General features: G+C 70.4%; 19 protein-coding genes. 12 read left to right on the forward strand and 7 right to left on the reverse strand.

Going from position 1 to position 17,841, the window contains the following annotated elements:
* The first annotated feature begins 68 nt into the window (after window positions 1-68).
* From ACWHMB_RS13725 to ACWHMB_RS13745, 5 genes are all read left to right on the forward strand, one after another.
* On the forward strand, window positions 69-632 hold the full coding sequence (locus ACWHMB_RS13725; RefSeq protein WP_377479035.1) for a tetratricopeptide repeat protein: 564 nt from the start codon (window positions 69-71) through the stop codon (window positions 630-632).
* Between the two features lie 63 nt (window positions 633-695).
* Window positions 696-1,376, forward strand: coding sequence for a peptidylprolyl isomerase (locus ACWHMB_RS13730; protein WP_377479038.1), 681 nt, complete (start codon window positions 696-698; stop codon window positions 1,374-1,376).
* Window positions 1,377-1,388: 12 nt separating this feature from the next.
* Window positions 1,389-1,895 (forward strand): peptidylprolyl isomerase, encoded by a 507-nt coding sequence (locus ACWHMB_RS13735; RefSeq protein ID WP_377479041.1) that lies wholly within the window; start codon window positions 1,389-1,391, stop codon window positions 1,893-1,895.
* Window positions 1,896-1,905: 10 nt separating this feature from the next.
* Window positions 1,906-2,703 carry a UDP-2,3-diacylglucosamine diphosphatase gene (locus ACWHMB_RS13740; protein WP_377479044.1) on the forward strand — a complete coding sequence of 266 codons (798 nt, stop codon included), beginning with the start codon at window positions 1,906-1,908 and terminating at the stop codon, window positions 2,701-2,703.
* A gap of 13 nt (window positions 2,704-2,716) precedes the next feature.
* Entirely contained in the window at window positions 2,717-3,529 is an 813-nt protein-coding gene (locus ACWHMB_RS13745) for a M90 family metallopeptidase (protein WP_377479155.1), read from the forward strand.
* A gap of 46 nt (window positions 3,530-3,575) precedes the next feature.
* On the opposite strand, the gene ACWHMB_RS13750 is transcribed toward ACWHMB_RS13745, so the two are convergent.
* The 3 genes from ACWHMB_RS13750 to ACWHMB_RS13760 form a co-directional block, all read right to left on the reverse strand.
* Complete coding sequence (locus tag ACWHMB_RS13750; RefSeq protein ID WP_377479047.1) at window positions 3,576-4,229, reverse strand: DsbA family oxidoreductase; 654 nt, start codon at window positions 4,227-4,229, stop codon at window positions 3,576-3,578.
* Between the two features lie 78 nt (window positions 4,230-4,307).
* Window positions 4,308-5,183, reverse strand: a complete 876-nt coding sequence (locus ACWHMB_RS13755) for an alpha/beta fold hydrolase (protein ID WP_377479049.1) — start codon at window positions 5,181-5,183, stop codon at window positions 4,308-4,310.
* A 13-nt stretch (window positions 5,184-5,196) separates the two neighbouring features.
* On the reverse strand, window positions 5,197-5,625 hold the full coding sequence (locus ACWHMB_RS13760) for an RNA-binding S4 domain-containing protein (protein ID WP_377479052.1): 429 nt from the start codon (window positions 5,623-5,625) through the stop codon (window positions 5,197-5,199).
* Between the two features lie 169 nt (window positions 5,626-5,794).
* Here ACWHMB_RS13760 and ACWHMB_RS13765 point away from each other — a divergent pair, with 169 nt between their 5' ends.
* A complete protein-coding gene (locus ACWHMB_RS13765; RefSeq protein WP_377479055.1) occupies window positions 5,795-6,745 on the forward strand; it encodes a Bug family tripartite tricarboxylate transporter substrate binding protein in 951 nt (316 codons plus the stop codon).
* Window positions 6,746-6,767: 22 nt separating this feature from the next.
* Window positions 6,768-7,700 (forward strand): amidohydrolase family protein, encoded by a 933-nt coding sequence (locus tag ACWHMB_RS13770; protein WP_377479057.1) that lies wholly within the window; start codon window positions 6,768-6,770, stop codon window positions 7,698-7,700.
* A gap of 170 nt (window positions 7,701-7,870) precedes the next feature.
* Here the strand turns inward: ACWHMB_RS13770 and ACWHMB_RS13775 are convergent, their stop codons facing one another.
* From ACWHMB_RS13775 to ACWHMB_RS13790, 4 genes are all read right to left on the reverse strand, one after another.
* Window positions 7,871-8,788 carry a LysR family transcriptional regulator gene (locus ACWHMB_RS13775; protein ID WP_377479060.1) on the reverse strand — a complete coding sequence of 306 codons (918 nt, stop codon included), beginning with the start codon at window positions 8,786-8,788 and terminating at the stop codon, window positions 7,871-7,873.
* A 151-nt stretch (window positions 8,789-8,939) separates the two neighbouring features.
* Entirely contained in the window at window positions 8,940-9,761 is an 822-nt protein-coding gene (locus ACWHMB_RS13780) for a universal stress protein (protein ID WP_377479063.1), read from the reverse strand.
* Between the two features lie 104 nt (window positions 9,762-9,865).
* A complete protein-coding gene (locus ACWHMB_RS13785) occupies window positions 9,866-11,164 on the reverse strand; it encodes an MATE family efflux transporter (protein WP_377479158.1) in 1,299 nt (432 codons plus the stop codon).
* Between the two features lie 128 nt (window positions 11,165-11,292).
* Window positions 11,293-11,898: a DUF2239 family protein gene (locus ACWHMB_RS13790; RefSeq protein WP_447648564.1), complete on the reverse strand. Its 606-nt coding sequence runs from the start codon at window positions 11,896-11,898 to the stop codon at window positions 11,293-11,295.
* Window positions 11,899-11,974: 76 nt separating this feature from the next.
* On the opposite strand from ACWHMB_RS13790, the gene ACWHMB_RS13795 reads away from it, so the two are divergent.
* The 5 genes from ACWHMB_RS13795 (at window position 11,975) to ACWHMB_RS13815 (ending at window position 17,681) form a co-directional block, all read left to right on the forward strand.
* Window positions 11,975-13,465, forward strand: coding sequence for a sigma-54 interaction domain-containing protein (locus tag ACWHMB_RS13795; protein ID WP_377479069.1), 1,491 nt, complete (start codon window positions 11,975-11,977; stop codon window positions 13,463-13,465).
* Window positions 13,466-13,647: 182 nt separating this feature from the next.
* Complete coding sequence (locus ACWHMB_RS13800; protein ID WP_293225264.1) at window positions 13,648-14,835, forward strand: substrate-binding domain-containing protein; 1,188 nt, start codon at window positions 13,648-13,650, stop codon at window positions 14,833-14,835.
* A gap of 141 nt (window positions 14,836-14,976) precedes the next feature.
* On the forward strand, window positions 14,977-15,744 hold the full coding sequence (locus ACWHMB_RS13805; RefSeq protein ID WP_377479072.1) for an ABC transporter ATP-binding protein: 768 nt from the start codon (window positions 14,977-14,979) through the stop codon (window positions 15,742-15,744).
* Window positions 15,745-15,895: 151 nt separating this feature from the next.
* Window positions 15,896-16,624: an ABC transporter ATP-binding protein gene (locus ACWHMB_RS13810; RefSeq protein ID WP_377479074.1), complete on the forward strand. Its 729-nt coding sequence runs from the start codon at window positions 15,896-15,898 to the stop codon at window positions 16,622-16,624.
* A gap of 76 nt (window positions 16,625-16,700) precedes the next feature.
* Window positions 16,701-17,681: a branched-chain amino acid ABC transporter permease gene (locus ACWHMB_RS13815; protein ID WP_377479076.1), complete on the forward strand. Its 981-nt coding sequence runs from the start codon at window positions 16,701-16,703 to the stop codon at window positions 17,679-17,681.
* Window positions 17,682-17,841: the final 160 nt, after the last annotated feature.

Genomic DNA, 17,841 nt, shown 5'->3' on the forward strand with positions numbered 1-17,841 from the left:
CCGCAGTATAAAACCTGCCCCGGCGCCCCGGCCCTCCGCCCGGCCTCTTGCGCGCCCCGCGCCCGTTGATGCTTCTGCGCCTGTCATCCCTATCCACCCATCGGCCCGCCGTGCTGGCGCTGCTGCTGGCCTGCCTGCTGCTGGCCGGCTCGGCCCGCGCTGCCGACGATTACACGCAGGTACAGCAGTTGCAATCCGCAGGCCAGACGGCGCAGGCCCTGGCCGCCGCCGACGCCTACATCAAGGAGCACCCGCGCGATCCGCAGATGCGCTTCATCAAGGCCAATGTGCTGAGCGCCAGCGGCCAGGCCGCCGAGGCGCAGGCCCTGCTGCTGCAGCTGACGCGCGACTACCCCGAGCTGGCCGAGCCCTGGAACAACCTGGCCGTGCTGTACGCCGCCGGCGGCCACCTGGCGCAGGCGCGCGAGGCGCTGCAAAACGCCCTGCGCGTGCAGCCCGACTACGCCACCGCGCTGGCCAACCTGGGCGACGTGCAGGCGCGCGAGGCGCTGCAGTCCTTCGAGCGCGCGCGCCAGGCCAAGGCCGACGACCCGCAGCTGCCCGCCAAGATCGAGGCGCTGCACGGCCTGTGGGGTGCAGCGCCCAAACCCGCCGCCGCACCCAAGCCCTGACCCGGGAACTTGCGCGCTCAGCCGGCGCACCAATCACGATCCCCATTGCCGAAAGCCCCACCCATGTTCCTGTCCCGTCGCACGCTCGCCCGCCTGGGCACCACCCTCGTGGCCGCGGCCGCCCTGGGCACCGCCCTGCCCGCGCTGGCGGCCGATCCGCGCGTCAAGTTCGTCACCACCGATGGCGACTTCGTGGTCGAGCTCTACCCCGACGCCGCGCCCAAGACCGTGGCCAACTTCCTGCAGTACGTGAAGGACGGGCACTACAACGGCACCATCTTTCACCGCGTGATCAAGAACTTCATGATCCAGGGCGGCGGCTACGACACCGACTACAAGGAAAAGCCGACCCGCGCCTCCATCAACCACGAAGGCCGCCAGGCGCTGGCCAAGGGCCTGAAGAACGTGCGCGGCGCCATCGCCATGGCGCGCACCAACGACCCGTATTCGGCCAAGGCGCAGTTCTTCATCGACGTGGTGGACAACCCGCGCCTGGACCCGGTGATCCTGCCGGCGGGCGACCCCGTCACCTTCGAATACCAGGGCCAGCTGCAAAAGGATATCCCGCGCGCCCAGGTCGAAAACCACCCCGCGCTGTTCGGCTACACCGTGTTCGGCAAGGTGGTGAGCGGCATGGACACGGTCGACAAGATTCGCGACGAGCCCACCGGCGCCGGCGGCCCCTTCCCCACCGACGTGCCGCAAAAGCCGGTCGTCATCCAATCCGCCACCCTCATCCACTGAAAGACTTCTGTCATGAGCAACCCCCAAGTCGAACTGCACATCAAGGACCACGGCGTCATCACGCTCGAACTCGACCAGGACAAGGCGCCCCAGTCGGTGACCAACTTCCTGTCCTACGTGCAAAACGGCCACTACGACAACACGGTGTTCCACCGCGTCATCAAGAACTTCATGATCCAGGGCGGTGGCTTCGAGCCCGGCATGAAGCAAAAGGGCACCCAGGCGCCCATCACCAACGAGGCCGACAACGGCCTGAAGAACGCCCGCTACACCGTGGCCATGGCCCGCACCAGCGACCCGCACTCGGCCACCGCGCAGTTCTTCATCAACACCGTGGACAACGACTTCCTGGACTTCAAGGCCCCCACCGCGCAAGGCTGGGGCTATGCCGTGTTCGGCAAGGTCGTCAAGGGCCAGGAGGTGGTGGACGCCATCAAGGCCCTGCCCACCACGCGCAAGGGCTTTCACGACGACGTGCCGCGCGAGGACGTCATCATCGAAAAAGCCGTCAAGCTCTGACGCCTGCGCCATGGCGGCCGTGCCCCCTTTCGGCGTGCTGCACGCACCCGAACATTGGCGCACGGTCGATCTCATCTCCGACCTGCACCTCAAGCCCGAGGAGCCGGCCACCTTCGAGGCCTGGGCGCAGCACATGCGCCGCACGCCGGCCGACGCGGTCATCATCCTGGGCGATTTGTTCGAAGTGTGGGTGGGCGACGACGGCGCCACGCCCGGCAGCTTCGAGGCGCGCTGCGGCCAGGTGCTTCAGGACTGCCGCGCCGACCTCGCCTTCATGCGCGGCAACCGCGACTTCCTGGTCGGCGGCGACTTTCTCGCGCGCCACCGCGTGCGCGACCTGGCCGACGACCCCACCGTGCTCGAATGGGGCGCGCAGCGCATCGTGCTCAGCCACGGCGACCTGCTGTGCACCGCCGACACCGCCTACCAGCAGTTTCGCCAGCAGGTGCGCGGCGCCGACTGGCAGCGGGCCTTTCTGGCCCGGCCGCTGGCCGAGCGCCAGGCCATCGCGCGCCAGATGCGAGAGCACAGCGAGGCGCGCCACGCCGCCACCGCGCCCGCCGACTACGCCCAGACCGACGCCGCGCTGGCGCGCCAGTGGCTGCTGCAGGCCCACGCCAGCACGCTGATCCACGGCCACACGCATCAGCCGGCCGACCACGCGCTGGGCCAGGATGCCGAAGGCCGCGCGCTGACGTGTGTGGTGCTGAGCGACTGGCACATCGACGCCGGCACGCGGCGCGCCCAGGTGCTGCGCCTGCGCGCCGACGGCGCGCGCGCGCGCCAGCCGCCCGACGGCCCACAATAGGCGCGTGCCCCCCCTGCCCGCCCTTGCCCGCTGGCTGCGCCGCACCGTGCGCGGCGTGCCCACGCCCATCCCGGATGCGCTGTGGCAGGCCACGCTGGCGCACTACCCCTTCCTCGCCCGGCTGCCGGTGCCCGAGCAGGCGCGCCTGCGGCGCCTGGCCACGCACTTTCTGGCGCACAAGGAGTTCAGCGGCGCGCACGGCCTGCAGGTGAGCGACGCCATGGCCGTGGCCGTGGCCGCGCAGGCCTGCCTGCCGCTGCTGCACCTGGGCCCGGTGGCGACACCGGAGGACGCCCTGTCCTGGTACGACGACTTCGTCGGCATCGTCATGCACCCGGCCGACGCGGTGGCGGCCCGGCAGGTGATGGACCACGCCGGCGTGGTGCACCACTACGCCGAGGTGCTGGCCGGCGAGGCCATGCAGGACGGCCCCGTCATGCTGAGCTGGCCGGCCGTGCAGGGCGACGGCACGGGCACGGCCAGCAGCGTGGTGATCCACGAGTTCGTGCACAAGATGGACATGCAGGCCGGCGGCGCCCACGGCGCGCCGCCGCTGCCGCGCGGCTTCATGGGCGCCCGCAGCGCGCGCGAGGCCGCAGCCATCTGGGCGCGCACCTGGGCGCCGGCCTACCAGCACTTTCGCGAGCAGCTGATTCGCGCCGAGCGCTTTGGCGAGCCCCGGCCCTGGCTGGACGCCTACGCCGCCAGCGCGCCGGCGGAGTTCTTCGCCGTGGCCTGCGAGGCGCACTTCGTCGAACCCGAGCGCTTTGCCGAGGAGTTTCCGGCCCTCAGCCTGAGCCTGCGCGAATTCTTCAAGCAAAAATAGCCCGCAGCGCCCGTCAATCAATCGCAGGCAGCTATCGAATCAAGAGCTACTGCCCCGCCGCGATCTGCCGCAGCGCCTGCTCGAACACCTCGGGCGGCTGCCCGCCCGAAATCAGGTGGCGCTGGTTGATGACCACCGCCGGCACCGACTGGATGCCCGCCATCTGCCAGCGCCGCTCGGCCGCGCGCACATCGTCGGCAAACTCGTCGCCGGCCAAAATCTGCCGCGCCCGCGCCTCGTCCAGCCCCGCCGCACGCACCGCGGCCAGCAGCACCTCGTCGTGGTCGACGCGCTCGGCGCGGCCGTGGTAAGCCTCCATCAGCGCGCGCTTGAGCGCCAGTTGCCGCTCGGCGCCCTCCAGCCCGGCCCAGTGCAGCAGCCGGTGCGCGTTGAAGGTGTTGACGATGCGCCCGCGCCCGTCGGGCTTGAAGGCAAAACCCACCGCCGCGCCGCGCTCGGCGATGGTGGCGCGGATCTGCGCCTGCTGCGCCGGCGTGGAGCCGTACTTGCGCCCCAGGTGCTCGCCGGGGTCCTCGCCCTCGGGCGCCATGTCGGGGTTGAGCTCGAAGGGCTGAAAGTGCAGCTCGGCCTGCACCGCATCGGCGCTGCGCGCCAGCGCCTGCTGCAGCGAGGCCAGACCCACCGCGCACCAGGGGCAGGCCACGTCGGAGACGAAATCGATGCGCATCGGGGTCGGCATGAAACAAATCCTTTGCAATGAAAATGAGAGCTGCTTGCGCTTGATGGACGCCGGCTGCAGCCCGATCTGGCTTGAAAATCAGCGCGCCAGCGCACGCGCGAGCGCGGCGTTGAAGGCCTCCGGCGCCTCGAACTGAACCCAATGACCTGCGCCCTCGATCAGCTGCAGGCCGCGAAAGTCGGGCGCGGCGGCGGCAAAGGCCGCGGCCAATTGCCGCACGTGAGGCACGTACAGCGCGTCCTGCGCGCCGTAGATGGCGTGCACCGGGCACCTCAGGCCCGCCAGCGTGCGCGCCAGCCAGTCGGCAAACGTGCGGCGCCGGCGCGGCAGGCGGTCGCGCACCACGTTGGCGGCGTGCAGCTCCAGCGCCAGCGCGTCGATGGCGCGCGCGTCGTGCAGCATCAGCACCGCCAGGTTGTGGCGGTGGTGCTCCAGCTGCTGCGCGCGCGTGGGCAGGTGGCGCCAGGCCTTGAGCTGCACCGGCCGCCCGCCCGCCACGCCCATGGCCGGCGCGCCCACCAGCACCAGGCGCCGCGCCAGTTCGGGCTGGGCCGCCAGCAGCCGCGCCGACACCAGCCCGCCGAGCGAAAAGCCGACCAGGTCGACCGCCACACCCGGCACCAGCGCGCGCAGCCCCGCGGCCAGCGGAGCGGCCATGGCGTCGGCGTCGTTGCCGGTGGCCGGCGGATCGGAGTCGCCGAACCCCGGCATGTCCGCCGCCAGCACCCAGCGGCCGGCGTCCAGCAGCGGCACGATGTTCTTCACCCAGTGCGTCCACGAGCCGCTGCCGCCGTGCAGCAGCACCACCGGCGGCGCACCATCGGGCGTGCCCCAGGCGTGCCACACCACGCGTTCGTTGCCGGCGCCCGTCACCTGCCGCTGGCCGGCCAGCAGGCGCGCGCGCACGGCGGGTGGCAGGGCTTGCGGCACGTCGGGAGGGTTGTGCGTGCTCATGTCCATCGGGTGCTCATTCATCCAATGCCGCCGACCAGCGCTGATCCCAATCGGCGCGGCGCTGGCCGTCCAGCGCGCGGCGTTCGCGCTTGGTGGGGCGGCCCTGGGTGATGCTGTGCGCCGGCTCGGGCGCCAGGCGGCGCTGGGCGGCGGCCTGTTCGCGCGCGGCCACGCTGGGCGCGGTTTCGGCGTACAACTGCTGCGCCACCGGCGCCGGCCCGCGCTGGGCGCTGAGAGCCAGCACCCGAACCTCGCGCTCCAATTCACCCTGGCGCACGTGCACCAGGTCGCCCACCTTCAGCTCGCGCGCCGGCTTGACGGCGCTGCCGCCGACCTGCACGCGCGCACGCTCGATGGCCTGCACGGCCAAGGCGCGGGTCTTGAAAAAGCGCGCGGCCCACAGCCACTTGTCGATGCGTTGGCGCTCCAGCGGTTCGGTCATGGTCAGGCCTCATTGTGCCGCCGGCACGGCTGCGGCGCCGGGTCGCACGGCCGCGATCCCCGCCATATCGACCGCATCGATATCTGATCGGCCTGAACGGGCCTATTCCGGGGCGCGGGCCTTGCCTAAGCTGGGGGCCAGCCTTGACCACGGACAACAGGAGACACCCATGCAGACTCGGCGAACACTCGTCACCCTGGCGCTCGGCGCCCTCATCGGCGGCGCGGCCTGGGGGCAGGAGCCGATCGAGATCATCGTGCCGGCCGGCGCCGGCAGCGCGCCGGACATCATCGCGCGCATCGTCGGCGACGAGTTGAGCACCCGGCTCAAGCGCCCGGTGGTCGTCAACAACCGGCCGGGTGCCGGCGGCATCATCGCCGTGATGGCGGCCAAGTCGGCCAGCAACCCCGACACCCTGCTGCTGGCGCAGGCGGCGGTGGTCACCGTCACCCCGCTCACCTACCGTGCGGCCAGGTACGACCTCGAAACCGACATGGAGCCGGTGGTCTCGGTGGCCGACACGCCCATGATGTTCGTCGCCAACGCCGAGCACGGGCCCAAGACGCTGGCCGACGCGCTGGCCGCGGCGCGCAAGGATCCGGGCGCGGTGGCGCTGACCACCACCAGCCGCGGCTCGATTCCGCACCTGACGGCCGAACTGCTGGTGCAAACCACCGGGGCGCCCTTCAACATCGTGCCCACCGCCACCACCGGGCAGGGCATCCAGACGGTGGTCGGCGGCGAGGCGGCCATGACCGTCAACGGCGTGGCGCCCCTGCTGCCCCTGGTCAAGTCGGGGCGCCTGAAGGGACTGGCGGTGACCTCGGCCAAGGTGCTGCCGGGCCTGGAGGGCTACCCGCTGGCCAAGGACATCGTGCCCGGCCTGCAGGCCACCGGCTGGTTCATGCTGTTCGCCAAGAAGGGCACGCCCAGCGCGCGCGTGCAGCAGATCAACCAGATCGTCAACACCGCGCTGCAGTCGCCCGCCGTGGTGGAGAAGCTGGCCAAGACGGCCAACTACCCGCTGGGCGGCTCGCCGGCCGATGCGCGCGCCTTTCTGAAGCAGGAAAAGGCGCTGTGGTCGGGCATCGTGAAGAACACCGACATCCACCCCGAATGACTTTCTTGCCGAGACGCCGCCCATGAGCCCGACCCGCATCGACACCCACCACCACATCGTCCCGCCCAGCTACAAGGCCTGGCTGGCCAGCCAGGGCATCGCCGCCGGCGGCCGCGCCATTCCCGACTGGTCGGCCGATGCCGCGCTCGAGCTGATGGCCAGCATCGGCGTGGCGCGCAGCATCCTGTCGGTGTCCACCCCCGGCGTGCATCTGGGCGACGACGCGCTGGCGCGGCGCTGGGCGCGCGAGGTGAACGAGTTCGCCGCCCGCGTGCGCGCCGATCGGCCAGCGCAGTTCGGCTTTTTCGCCACCCTGACGCTGCCCGACGTCGACGGCGCCATCGCCGAGGCCGCGCACGCTTTCGACGTGCTGGGCGCCGACGGCGTGGTGCTGCTGGCCAGCGTGCGCGGCGCCTACCTGGGCGACGCCACCTTCGAGCCGCTGATGGCCGAGCTGGACCGGCGCGCGGCGGTGGTCTTCGTGCACCCGTCGGAGCTGAACGCGCCGCCGGTGCCGGGCATCCCGCCCTTCGCGGCCGACTTCCTGCTGGACACCACGCGCGCGGCCATCCACATGGCGCGCGCCGGCTGGCTGGAGCGCTACCCGCGCGTGCGCATCATCCTGTCGCACGCCGGCGGCTTCGTGCCCTACGCGGCCGAGCGCATCGCGCGCAGCTGCTCCGAGCGCGGCGACACCGCCCACGGCATCGAGCGCCTGCGCCGCTACTGGTTCGACACCGCGCTCAGCAGCAGCGCCTACGCCCTGCCCTCGCTGCTGGCCTTTGCCGACCCGACGCACATCACTTTCGGCAGCGACTGGCCCTACGCGCCGGCCGAGCGCTCACGGCACTTCGCGCAGCTGCTGGACGCCTACCCGCTGACGCCCGAGCAGCGCCGCGCCATCGACCACGACAACGCGCAGGCGCTGTTCGGCCCCGGGCGCGCCGCGGCATAAGGCAATGCTGAACAAGTCCCACGCGCGCCGCGCATCCCCGCTTTGGGCGGTCTGCGGCGTTGCAAATCCTCGCGATAGCTGCGGCTATCGCTGCGGTTTGCGCCTTGCAGCCCATCCCAAACCAGGGCGCGCGCCATCGCAGTGACTTATTCAGCATCGCCCTAAGGCCGTCAGGCGCGCACGCTGCCCGGCGACAAATCGCCCACCAGCAGCTCGCGCAGCCAGCGCAGGCCGGCGTCGTCGTTGAAGCGGCGGTGCCAGTACAGGCGCACGGTGCTGGGCGGCAGCTTGAAGGGCAGCGGCAGCAGCGCCAGCGCGCCATGCGCGTTGAACACCTCGGCCAGCTGCGTGGGCACCACCGCCAAAAACTCGCCCTGCGCCAGCAGCGGCGGCACCATCAGGTACGAGGGCAGTTCCAGCAGTTCGCGGCGCTGCAGCTGCTGCGCGGCCAGCAGCTCGGTGATCGTGTCCTGCACGCCCGAGTGGCCGTGTACCACCAGCTGCGGCGTGTCGGCAAAGCGGCGCAGGCTCAGGCGCCGGCCCGCCAGCGCATGCGTGCGACTGACCACCGCGACGAAGTGCCGGTCGTACAGGCGCCGCTGAATCAGGGTGGGCGGCAGGCGCGGAAAACTGCCCACGGCCAAGTCGACCGCGCCGTCGGCCAGCGCCTGGCCCAGGCTGGCCGGCTCCATCACCCGCAGCGCCAGGCGCACGTGCGGCGCCCGCGCGCGCACCGCGTGCACGATGCGCGGCCACAGCACGTAGGCGCCGACGTCGGTGTGCGCGATGCGGAACTCGCGCTGCGCCGTGGCGGCGTCGAAGCGGGGCGTGGCCAGCACCTGGTCGCGCACCCGCTCCAGGATGTCGGCCAGCGGCGCGGCCAGCGCGGCGGCGCGCGCCGTCGGGCGCAGCCCGCGCCCGGTGCGCACGAACAGCTCGTCGCCCAGCTGCTGGCGCAGGCGCGTCAGCGCCGAGCTGAGGGTGGACTGGCTGACGTCGAGTTCGCACGCCGCGCGCGTGGCGCTGCGCTGGCGCAGCAGCGCGTCCAGCACCGGCAGCAGGTTGAGATCGACGCCCTTGAGGTCCACGTCAATGCTTCCGCTGCGGCGCGCCAGCGGTCAACAAATTCAAGCCGAATCGTGCTCTGACGCCCATGGATCAAGCGCGGACAGCTATTTAAACGATAGCGATCGGCACGAGCCCCTGGACGTCACCGCCGGGCGCCTGCGGGCCGCGCGCTCACGGCGCCCGCATCAGCACCGGCACCCCGGCCGCGCGCAGGCAGCCGGCGGTGACGCTGCCCAGCAGCGCGGTCTTCAGCGCGGTGCGGCCGTGCGTGGCCATGGCCAGGATGACGTCGCGCCGGCCGCTGATGTAGCCGGTGATGGCCTCGGCCGGCTCGCCGTGCAGCACCTCCCAGTCGGCGGGCACCTGGTAGCGCTCGGACAAGGTGCGCGCCTGGTTGCGCACATAGCCCGACTCCAGTCCTTTCATGTCGTCGCTGTGCGGCATGTCGCTGCCCGAGAACTGGCGCGGGTCGACCACGCCGACGATCTCCAGCTCGGCGCCGATGCGCTTGGCCAGCTCGCCGGCCTGCGGGATCATGGCCTCGGACAGCTCGGTGCCGTCCAGCGGCAGCACCACGCTGCGCACCTTCAGCGCCGCCGCGCCGACCTGGGCCTGCCCCGTTGGGCGGTACACCAGCACCGGCTCGCCGCCACTGGCGCGCACCACGTTCAAGGCCACGCTGCCCAGCATGGGCAGCAGCAGGCCCGAGCGCCCGTGCGAGGTGATGGCCACCAGCGTGCCGGGCACCTGGCGCGCGTGCGCCAGGATGGCCGTGGCCACGTCGCCGGGCGCCACCACGCATTCGCCCTGGGCGCCGTGCGCCGCCGCCAGCCGCTGCAGATAGGCCTCGGCCTCGGGCGCGTCGGCCGCCTTGTCGACCACGCGCAGCAGCGTCAGCGCGCTGCCGGCTGCCGCCGCCAGGCCGGCCGCGTAGGCCATGATTTCTTCCGAATAGGACGAGCCATCCAGGGTCACCAAAATGCGTTCGTACACAGCAAGCACCTCCAGGTCGTGGGTTGTTGTCGGGCCGATTCAGTGTAGGGCAATCGCGCCGGCCGCGGCCATGCGCGGGCCGCCGGCGGCCCGCGCCGCATGATTCAGATCAAGCGCTCGATCCGGCGCGCGCGCCACACCAGCCGGTAGAAGGCGCTCTGCAACGCCAGCATGACGCAAAACACCACCGGGTAGGACATCCACACGCCGGGCAGCCCGAAGTGTGCCGACAGCAAGTGCGCCGCCGGCAGCTGCACCAGCGCGATCGAGGCCACGCTGATGCCGGTGGGCACCCACACCGTGCCGCTGGCGCGCATCACGCCCGCCACCACGGCCTGCATGCCGAACACCACGCTGCCCCACAGCATCACCTGCAGCAGGCCCTGCGCCATCACCAGCACGGACGGCGTGGTGATGAAAAAGCCCAGCAGCCAGCGCGACAGCGCATAGCCCAGCAGCACCAGCGCGCCGGTCAGCACGGCGTTCAGCAGCAGCCCGGTGCGCACGATGGCCGACAGGCGCTCGGTGCGGCCGGCGCCGATGGCCTGCGCGCCCAAAATCGAGGCCGTGATGGCGATCGACAGCGCCGGAAACTGCACGTAGTTGACGATCTGGTTGACCGCGCCGTAGGCCGCCGTGGCGTCGGCCCCGTAGCCGTTGACCAGGCCCAGGATGGCCAGCTCGGCCATGGCGATGGTCACCATCTGCACGCCGGTGGGCACGCCGATGCGCAGCACCGCGCGCAGCAGCCGCCCATCGATGCGCAGCGCGCGCAGCAGCTCGGCGTCGGGCGCCAGCGGGTGATTCTTGCGGCGCAGATACACCCACAAGAAGGCCAGCGCCAGCGCGAACGACACCCAGCCGGCCACCGCGGCGCTGACCACGCCCAGGCGCGGCAGGCCCAGCCAGCCGCGGATCAGCGCCGGCGTGACCAGCAGGCCCACCGTGGTCGACAGGCACAGCGCCAGCAGCGGCGTCACCGTGTCGCCCACGCCGCGCAAGAGCTGCGTGTACAGGATGAACACCAGCAGCAGCGGCATGGCGAGCATCATCACCCGCGCGTAGGCTACGGCGTCGGGCAGCAGTTCGGGCGCCGTGCCCAGCGCCACCAGCGCCGGGCGCGCAAACGACTCGCCCAGCACGGCCGCGCCCAGGCCGATCAGGCCGCCCAGCGCCAGCGCGGTGCCGGCGATCGCCTTGACCTTGTGCGGCTCGCGCGCGCCCCACGCCTGGCCGATCAGCACCGAGGCGCCAGCCCCCACGCCGATGATCAGCGCGATGAAGAAGAACACCACCGGGAACATGCCGGCCACGGCGGCCAGCGCATCGGTGCCCAGCATCTGCCCGATGTAGACCCCGTTCACGCTGCCCGACAGCGACTGCAGGATGTTGGCCAGCACCATGGGCCCCAGAAAGGCCAGGTAGGTGCGCCACAGCGGGCGCTCGGGCCGGACGGGCGCCGGCCTGGCCTGCGCCGCGTGGGCGGGCGGGTCGGCCGCCTGGGCGTCGTCGATGCGGTTCATGCCCACCCTCAACGCGTGGCGGGCAACTCGCGCCAGGCCACCGCAGCCAGACGCGAGGCATGCGCCGCCACGTCGGCCGGCCAAGCGGCCACGAGGCTTTCGAAGCGCGCGCGTTCACCGGCGAACAGGGCGCGTGCCGCTTCCTCGAAGCCCGGGCGGTGGCCGGCGATGGCGCTGATGAACTTGTAGGCGCGCTCCTGCGCCCGGCGGCGCTCGTCGGCGGCGTCGCCCGTCTTGCGCGCCTGGTCGACCAGTCGGCGCAAGGCGGCCGAGGCGCCGCCCGGCTGCGCCGCCAGCCAGTCCCAGTGGCGCGGCAGCAGGGTCACCTCGCGCGCCACCACGCCCAGGCGCGGACGGCCGGGTGCCGGGCGCGGCGCCTCGGGCCCGGCCACAGACGCCCCATCCGGCGCAATGCCGATGCGCGCCAGCCGCGCCGCGTGCTCGGGGCGCGGCGGCGCATCCACCGGCGCGCCGGTGGCATCGTCGAAGACCAGCACGGGCTGCGGCGCTTCGTCCAGCGACGCCAGCGCCCGCGCGATGTTGGCGTAGGCGCCCTGCGCCAGCCGGCGGTCGCCGACAAAGGCCGTGTAGCGGGATGAGTACGGTGCGTTCATCGCTTAATTTTACCCGGGTTAAATAATTTTGCCCGGGTATTTTTTGAAATGTGGCTTGCCCGCTACCATTGCCCCGATGTCCGCCGTCCAGACACCCCCCTCGCCCGCCCTGCCGCTCGACGGCGAGCGCATCCTGGCGCTGGCCGCGCGCTCGATGTTCGAGCTGTTCGAGAACGCCAGCGAGGGCATGCTGCTGATCGACCGCGATGCGCGCGTGGTGTGGATCAACGAGCCCTACCGGCGCTTCCTGCCGGCGATGGGCTTCGCGCGCGAGGAGGACTTCGTCGGCCAGCCCGTGACCCAGGTGATCGACAACACGCAGATGCACGAGGTGCTGAGCACCGGCAAGCCGATCCTGATCGACCTGCTGGGCAACAAGGCGGGCACCTTCGTGGTCAGCCGCATCCCGCTGCGCGACGAGGCGGGCGCGGTGATCGGGGTGCTGGGCATCGTGCTGTTCGACCAGAGCTCGGCGCAGATGCGGGCGCTGACCACGCAGTTCGCGCGCCTGCAGCAACAGTTGCAGGACGCCCAGCGCGAGCTGGACGCGCAGCGCAGCAGCGCCGGCGGCCTGGCGCGCCGCACCAAGTACACGCTGGCCAGCTTCGTCGGCGTCAGCCCGGCGGCGGTCGAGGTCAAGCGCCAGGCGCGGCGCGCGGCGCAGTCGGGCAGCCCGGTGCTGCTGCTGGGCGAGACCGGCACCGGCAAGGAGCTGCTGGCGCACGGCATCCACGCCGCGTCGGCGCGCGCGCTGGGGCCCTTCGTCGGCATCAACATCGCCGCCGTGCCCGAGACGCTGCTGGAGGCCGAGTTCTTCGGCGTCGCGCCCGGCGCCTACACCGGCGCCGAGCGCAAGGGGCGCCAGGGCAAGTTCAAGCTGGCCGACGGCGGCACGCTGTTTCTGGACGAGATCGGCGACATGCCGCTGGCGCTGCAGGCCAAGCTGCTGCGCGCGCTGCAGGACGGCGAGATCGAGCCGCTGGGCAGCAACCGGCTGGTGCCCTTCGACGCGCGCATCATCGCCGCCACCAGCCGCGACCTGGCGGCGCTGGTGCAGGCCGGGCTGTTTCGCGAGGACCTGTACTACCGCCTGAGCGTGCTGCCGCTGCGCGTGCCGCCGCTGCGCGAGCGCGGCGGCGACATCCCGGCGCTGGTCGAGCTGCTGGGCGACGACATGGCCCAGCGCGGCACCGCGCCGCCCGAGCTGACGCCCGACGCGCTGGCGCTGCTGGCCGCCCAGCACTGGCGCGGCAACATCCGCGAGCTGCGCAACGTGCTGGAGCAGGCCGCCCTGCACGCCGAATCCGACCGCCTGGACGCGGCGCACATGGAGGCCGTGCTGCGCCTGTCCGGCCTGGCGCCGATCCAGCCCGCGCTGCCGCCGGCCGCGCCACCGCCGGCCGACGACGAAGCGGCCCTGCTGCAACCGCTGGCCGAGCAGGTGCGCGCGCTGGAGCAGCGCGCCATTGCCGCCGCCCTGCGCGCCACCGGTGGCAACAAGCTGGCGGCGGCGCGCCGGCTGGGCATTTCGCGCGCGACGCTGTACGAGCGCCTGGGCGCGGGTTGATATTGATCGCAAGTCATACAAATGTATGAAATAAAGACAATTATTTGTCTGTATTTCAATCAATTGCCCGTTTTCTAAAGGAGACACCGCCCAGCCGCCCATCATTTGCACTTTGGCATGCGTTTTGCATCGATACTTGACTGGTACGCCTTGCCTTCAACGTTTCAACCGGAGACTCTTACATGCAACGTCGCTCTCTCATGGCCCTGGCCGCCGCGGCCGCCCTCGTCAGCACCTCGGCCCTGGCCGCCGGCGAGATCAAGATCGCCCACATCTACAGCAAGACCGGCCCGCTGGAGGCCTATGGCAAGCAGACCCAGACCGGCCTGGTGATGGGCCTGAACTACGCCACCGGCGGCACCATGGAAGTGGCGGGCAAGAAGATCGTGCTGATCGAGAAGGACGACCAGGGCAAGCCCGACCTGGGCAAGAGCCTGCTGGCCACCGCCTACGCCGACGACAAGGTCGACCTGGCCGTCGGCCCCACCAGCTCGGGCGTGGCGCTGGCCATGCTGCCGGTGGCCGAGGAGTACAAGAAGATCCTGCTGGTCGAGCCCGCCGTGGCCGACTCGATCACCGGCGACAAGTGGAACAAGTACATCTTCCGCACCGGCCGCAACTCCAGCCAGGACGCCATCAGCAACGCCACGGCCATGGACAAGGACGGCGTGTCCATCGTCACGCTGGCGCAGGACTATGCCTTCGGCCGCGACGGCGTGAAGGCGTTCAAGGACGCGCTCAAGCACGCCAAGATCGTGCACGAGGAATACCTGCCGCAAAACACCACCGACTTCACCGCCGGCATCCAGCGCGCGGTCGACGCGCTGAAGGACAAGCCCGGCCGCAAGGCGATCGAGGTGATCTGGGCCGGCGGCACGCCGCCCTTCGCCGCCCTGGCCGCGCAGGACCTGAAGAAGCGCTACGGCATCGAGGTCTTCACCGGCGGCAACATCCTGCCGGCCATGGCCAGCTACAAGGCCTTCCCCGGCATGGAAGGCGCCACCTACTACTACTACGGCATTCCCAAGAACCCGTCCAACGACGCGCTGGTGGCCATGCACTACAAGGAGTTCAAGGCGCCGCCCGACTTCTTCACCGCCGGCGGTTTTGCCGCCGCCGAGGCCATCGTCACCGCGCTGAAGAAGACCGGCGGCGACACCAACACCAACAAGCTCATCAAGACCATGGAGGGCATGAGCTTCGACACCCCCAAGGGCAAGATGACCTTCCGCAAGGAAGACCACCAGGCCATGCAGAGCATGTACCACTTCAAGATCAAGGTGGATCCGGCCTTCGCCTGGGGCGTGCCCGAGCTGGTGCACGAGATCAAGCCCGAGGAAATGCAGATCCCGATCCGCAACAAGCGCTGATCAGGGCCTTTTCTCCCTCCCCCGCTGGGGGAGGGCTGGGGTGGGGGCCAGCAGCCACGGCAGCACCCCGGCCCGATCCACTACTGCCCCCGCCCCTCACCCCCACCCTCTCCCCAGCCGGGAGAGGGAGTCCAGGACTTCATGCTCGAAACCGAGAACCTCACCATCCGCTTTGGCGGCCACGTGGCCGTCAACGCGGTGAGCTGCGCCTTCGCGCCCGGCACGCTCACGGCCATCGTCGGGCCCAACGGCGCGGGCAAGACCACCTATTTCAACCTGATCTCGGGCCAGCTCAAGGCCAGCGCGGGCCGCGTGCGCCTGAACGGGCGCGACCTGTCGGCGCTGCCGCCGTCGGCGCGCACCAAGGCCGGGCTGGGGCGCGCGTTCCAGCTCACCAACCTGTTTCCCAACCTGAGCGTGCTGGAAAACGTGCGCCTGGCGGTACAGGCCACGCAGGGCGGCGCGCAGGCGCTCAACCCGTGGCGCATCTGGAGCGACCACCGCGACTGGACGGCGCGCGCCCACGCCATCCTCGAATCGGTGGCCATGCAGGGCCAGCAGGGCATGCCGGTGGCCAGCCTGCCGCACGGCGACCAGCGCAAGCTGGAGGTGGCCCTCTTGATGGCGCTCGACCCGCAGGTCTACATGTTCGACGAGCCCACCGCCGGCATGAGCCACGACGAGGCGCCCGTCATCCTCGATCTGATCCGCGCGCTGAAGCAGGACAAGAGCAAGACCATCCTGCTGGTGGAGCACAAGATGGACGTGGTGCGCGAGCTGGCCGACCGCATCATCGTGCTGACCAACGGCACCCTGGTGGCCGACGGCGAGCCGGCCGAGGTGATCGCCTCGCCGGTGGTGCAGCAAGCCTATCTGGGCGTGAGCAAGGAAGACGAGGTGGCGGCATGAAACGCGCTGCACGAGCATTCCAAACAGCCGAACGCAGAGGGCGCGAAGGGTTTGCAGAGGACGCAGAAAAAAACCATTTTTCATTCTGTATCTTTTGCGCCCTTCGCGACTCCTTTGCGTCCTCTGCGTTCGGTATTCAGGGGGCCGCTGAATGAGCGCCAATCTGCTTGAGCTGCAGGGCGTGCACACCCACATCGGCGCCTACCACATCCTGCACGGCGTGGACCTGCAGGTGCCGCGCGGGCAGCTGACCTTGCTGCTGGGTCGCAACGGCGCCGGCAAGACCACCACGTTGCGCACCATCATGGGCCTGTGGCAGGCCTCGCAGGGCCGGGTCGCCTTCAACGGCCAGGACATCACGCGCCAGCACACGCCGCAGATCGCCCAGCAAGGCATCGCCTACGTGCCCGAGAACATGGGCATCTTCGCCGACCTGACGGTGAAGGAAAACATGGTGCTGGCCGCGCGCGGCGCGCGCACCGCGGCGCAGATCGACAACCAGCGCCTGCAGTGGATCTTCCAGCTCTTTCCGGCGGTCGAAAAGTTCTGGAACCACCCGGCGGGCAAGCTTTCGGGCGGGCAAAAGCAGATGCTGGCGGTGGCGCGCGCCATCGTCGAGCCGCGCGAGCTGCTGATCGTCGACGAGCCCAGCAAGGGCCTGGCGCCCAGCATCATCAACAACATGATCGACGCCTTTGCGCAGCTCAAGAAGAGCGGCGTGACCATCCTGCTGGTGGAGCAGAACATCGGCTTTGCCAAGCGCCTGGGCGACACGGTGGCGGTGATGGACAACGGCCGCATCGTGCATGCCGGCACCATGGCGCAGCTGGCGCAGGACGAGGCCCTGCAGCAGCGCCTGCTGGGCCTGTCGCTGGCATGAGTTTCAAGACAAATCGACTTGCAGCGCGTTCCCATCAAGCGCGGGCAGCTACTTTATTCATAGTATTTTCCGCCGCATGAAAGCGCTCGACTTCGACTACAAGCCCCTGCTGCTGGTGCCCGTGCTGGCGCTGCTGGCCCTGCCGCTGATCGGCTCGGGCTCGACCTGGGTCACGCTCACCGTGGCGGGCCTGGCCATGGGCATGATCATCTTCATCATCGCCTCGGGCCTGACCCTGGTGTTCGGCCTGATGGACGTACTGAACTTCGGCCACGGCGTGTTCATCGCGCTGGGCGCCTTCGTCGCCACCAGCGTGCTGGGCAGCATGAGCGGCTGGACCGGCTCGACCGAGCTGTGGCGCAACCTGGTGGCGGTGCTGCCGGCCATGCTGGCGGCCATGCTGGTGGCGGGCGCCGTGGGCGTGGCCTTCGAGCGCTTCATCGTGCGCCCGGTCTACGGCCAGCACCTCAAGCAGATCCTGATCACCATGGGCGGCATGATCATCGGCGAGGAGATGATCAAGGTGATCTGGGGGCCGGCGCAGATTCCGCTGCCGCTGCCGGCGGCCATGCAGGGCTCGTGGCTGCTGGGCGAGGCGGTGATCGAAAAATACCGCGTGCTGGCCGTGATCGTCGGCGTGGCGGTATTCGCCGCGCTGATCTGGACGCTGGCGCGCACCAAGGTGGGCCTGCTCATCCGCGCCGGCGTGCAGGACCGCGAGATGGTCGAAAGCCTGGGCTACCGCATCCGGCGCCTGTTCGTCGGCGTGTTCGTGGCCGGCAGCGCGCTGGCCGGCCTGGGCGGCGTGATGTGGGGGCTGTACCAGCAAAGCGTGGTGCCGCAGATGGGCGCGCAGGTCAACATCCTGATCTTCATCGTCATCATCATCGGCGGCCTGGGCAGCACCACCGGCGCGCTGATCGGCGCCCTGCTGGTGGGCCTGATGGCCAACTACACCGGCTTTCTGGTGCCCAAGGTGGCGCTGTTTTCCAACATCGCGCTGATGGTGGCGGTGCTGCTGTGGCGGCCGCAGGGCATCTACGCGGCGTCGAAATGAAATTCAAACAGCCGAACGCAGAGGACGCAAGGGATTCGCAAAGGGCGCAAAAAATGCAGAACCCAAAGTGGTTTTCTTCTGCGTCCTTTGCGTATTTTTTGCGCCCTCTGCGTCCGGCATTTTGGACGGTTACTACGATAAGCATAGCTGCCCGCGCTTG

This window comes from Ottowia pentelensis, assembly GCF_964341695.1.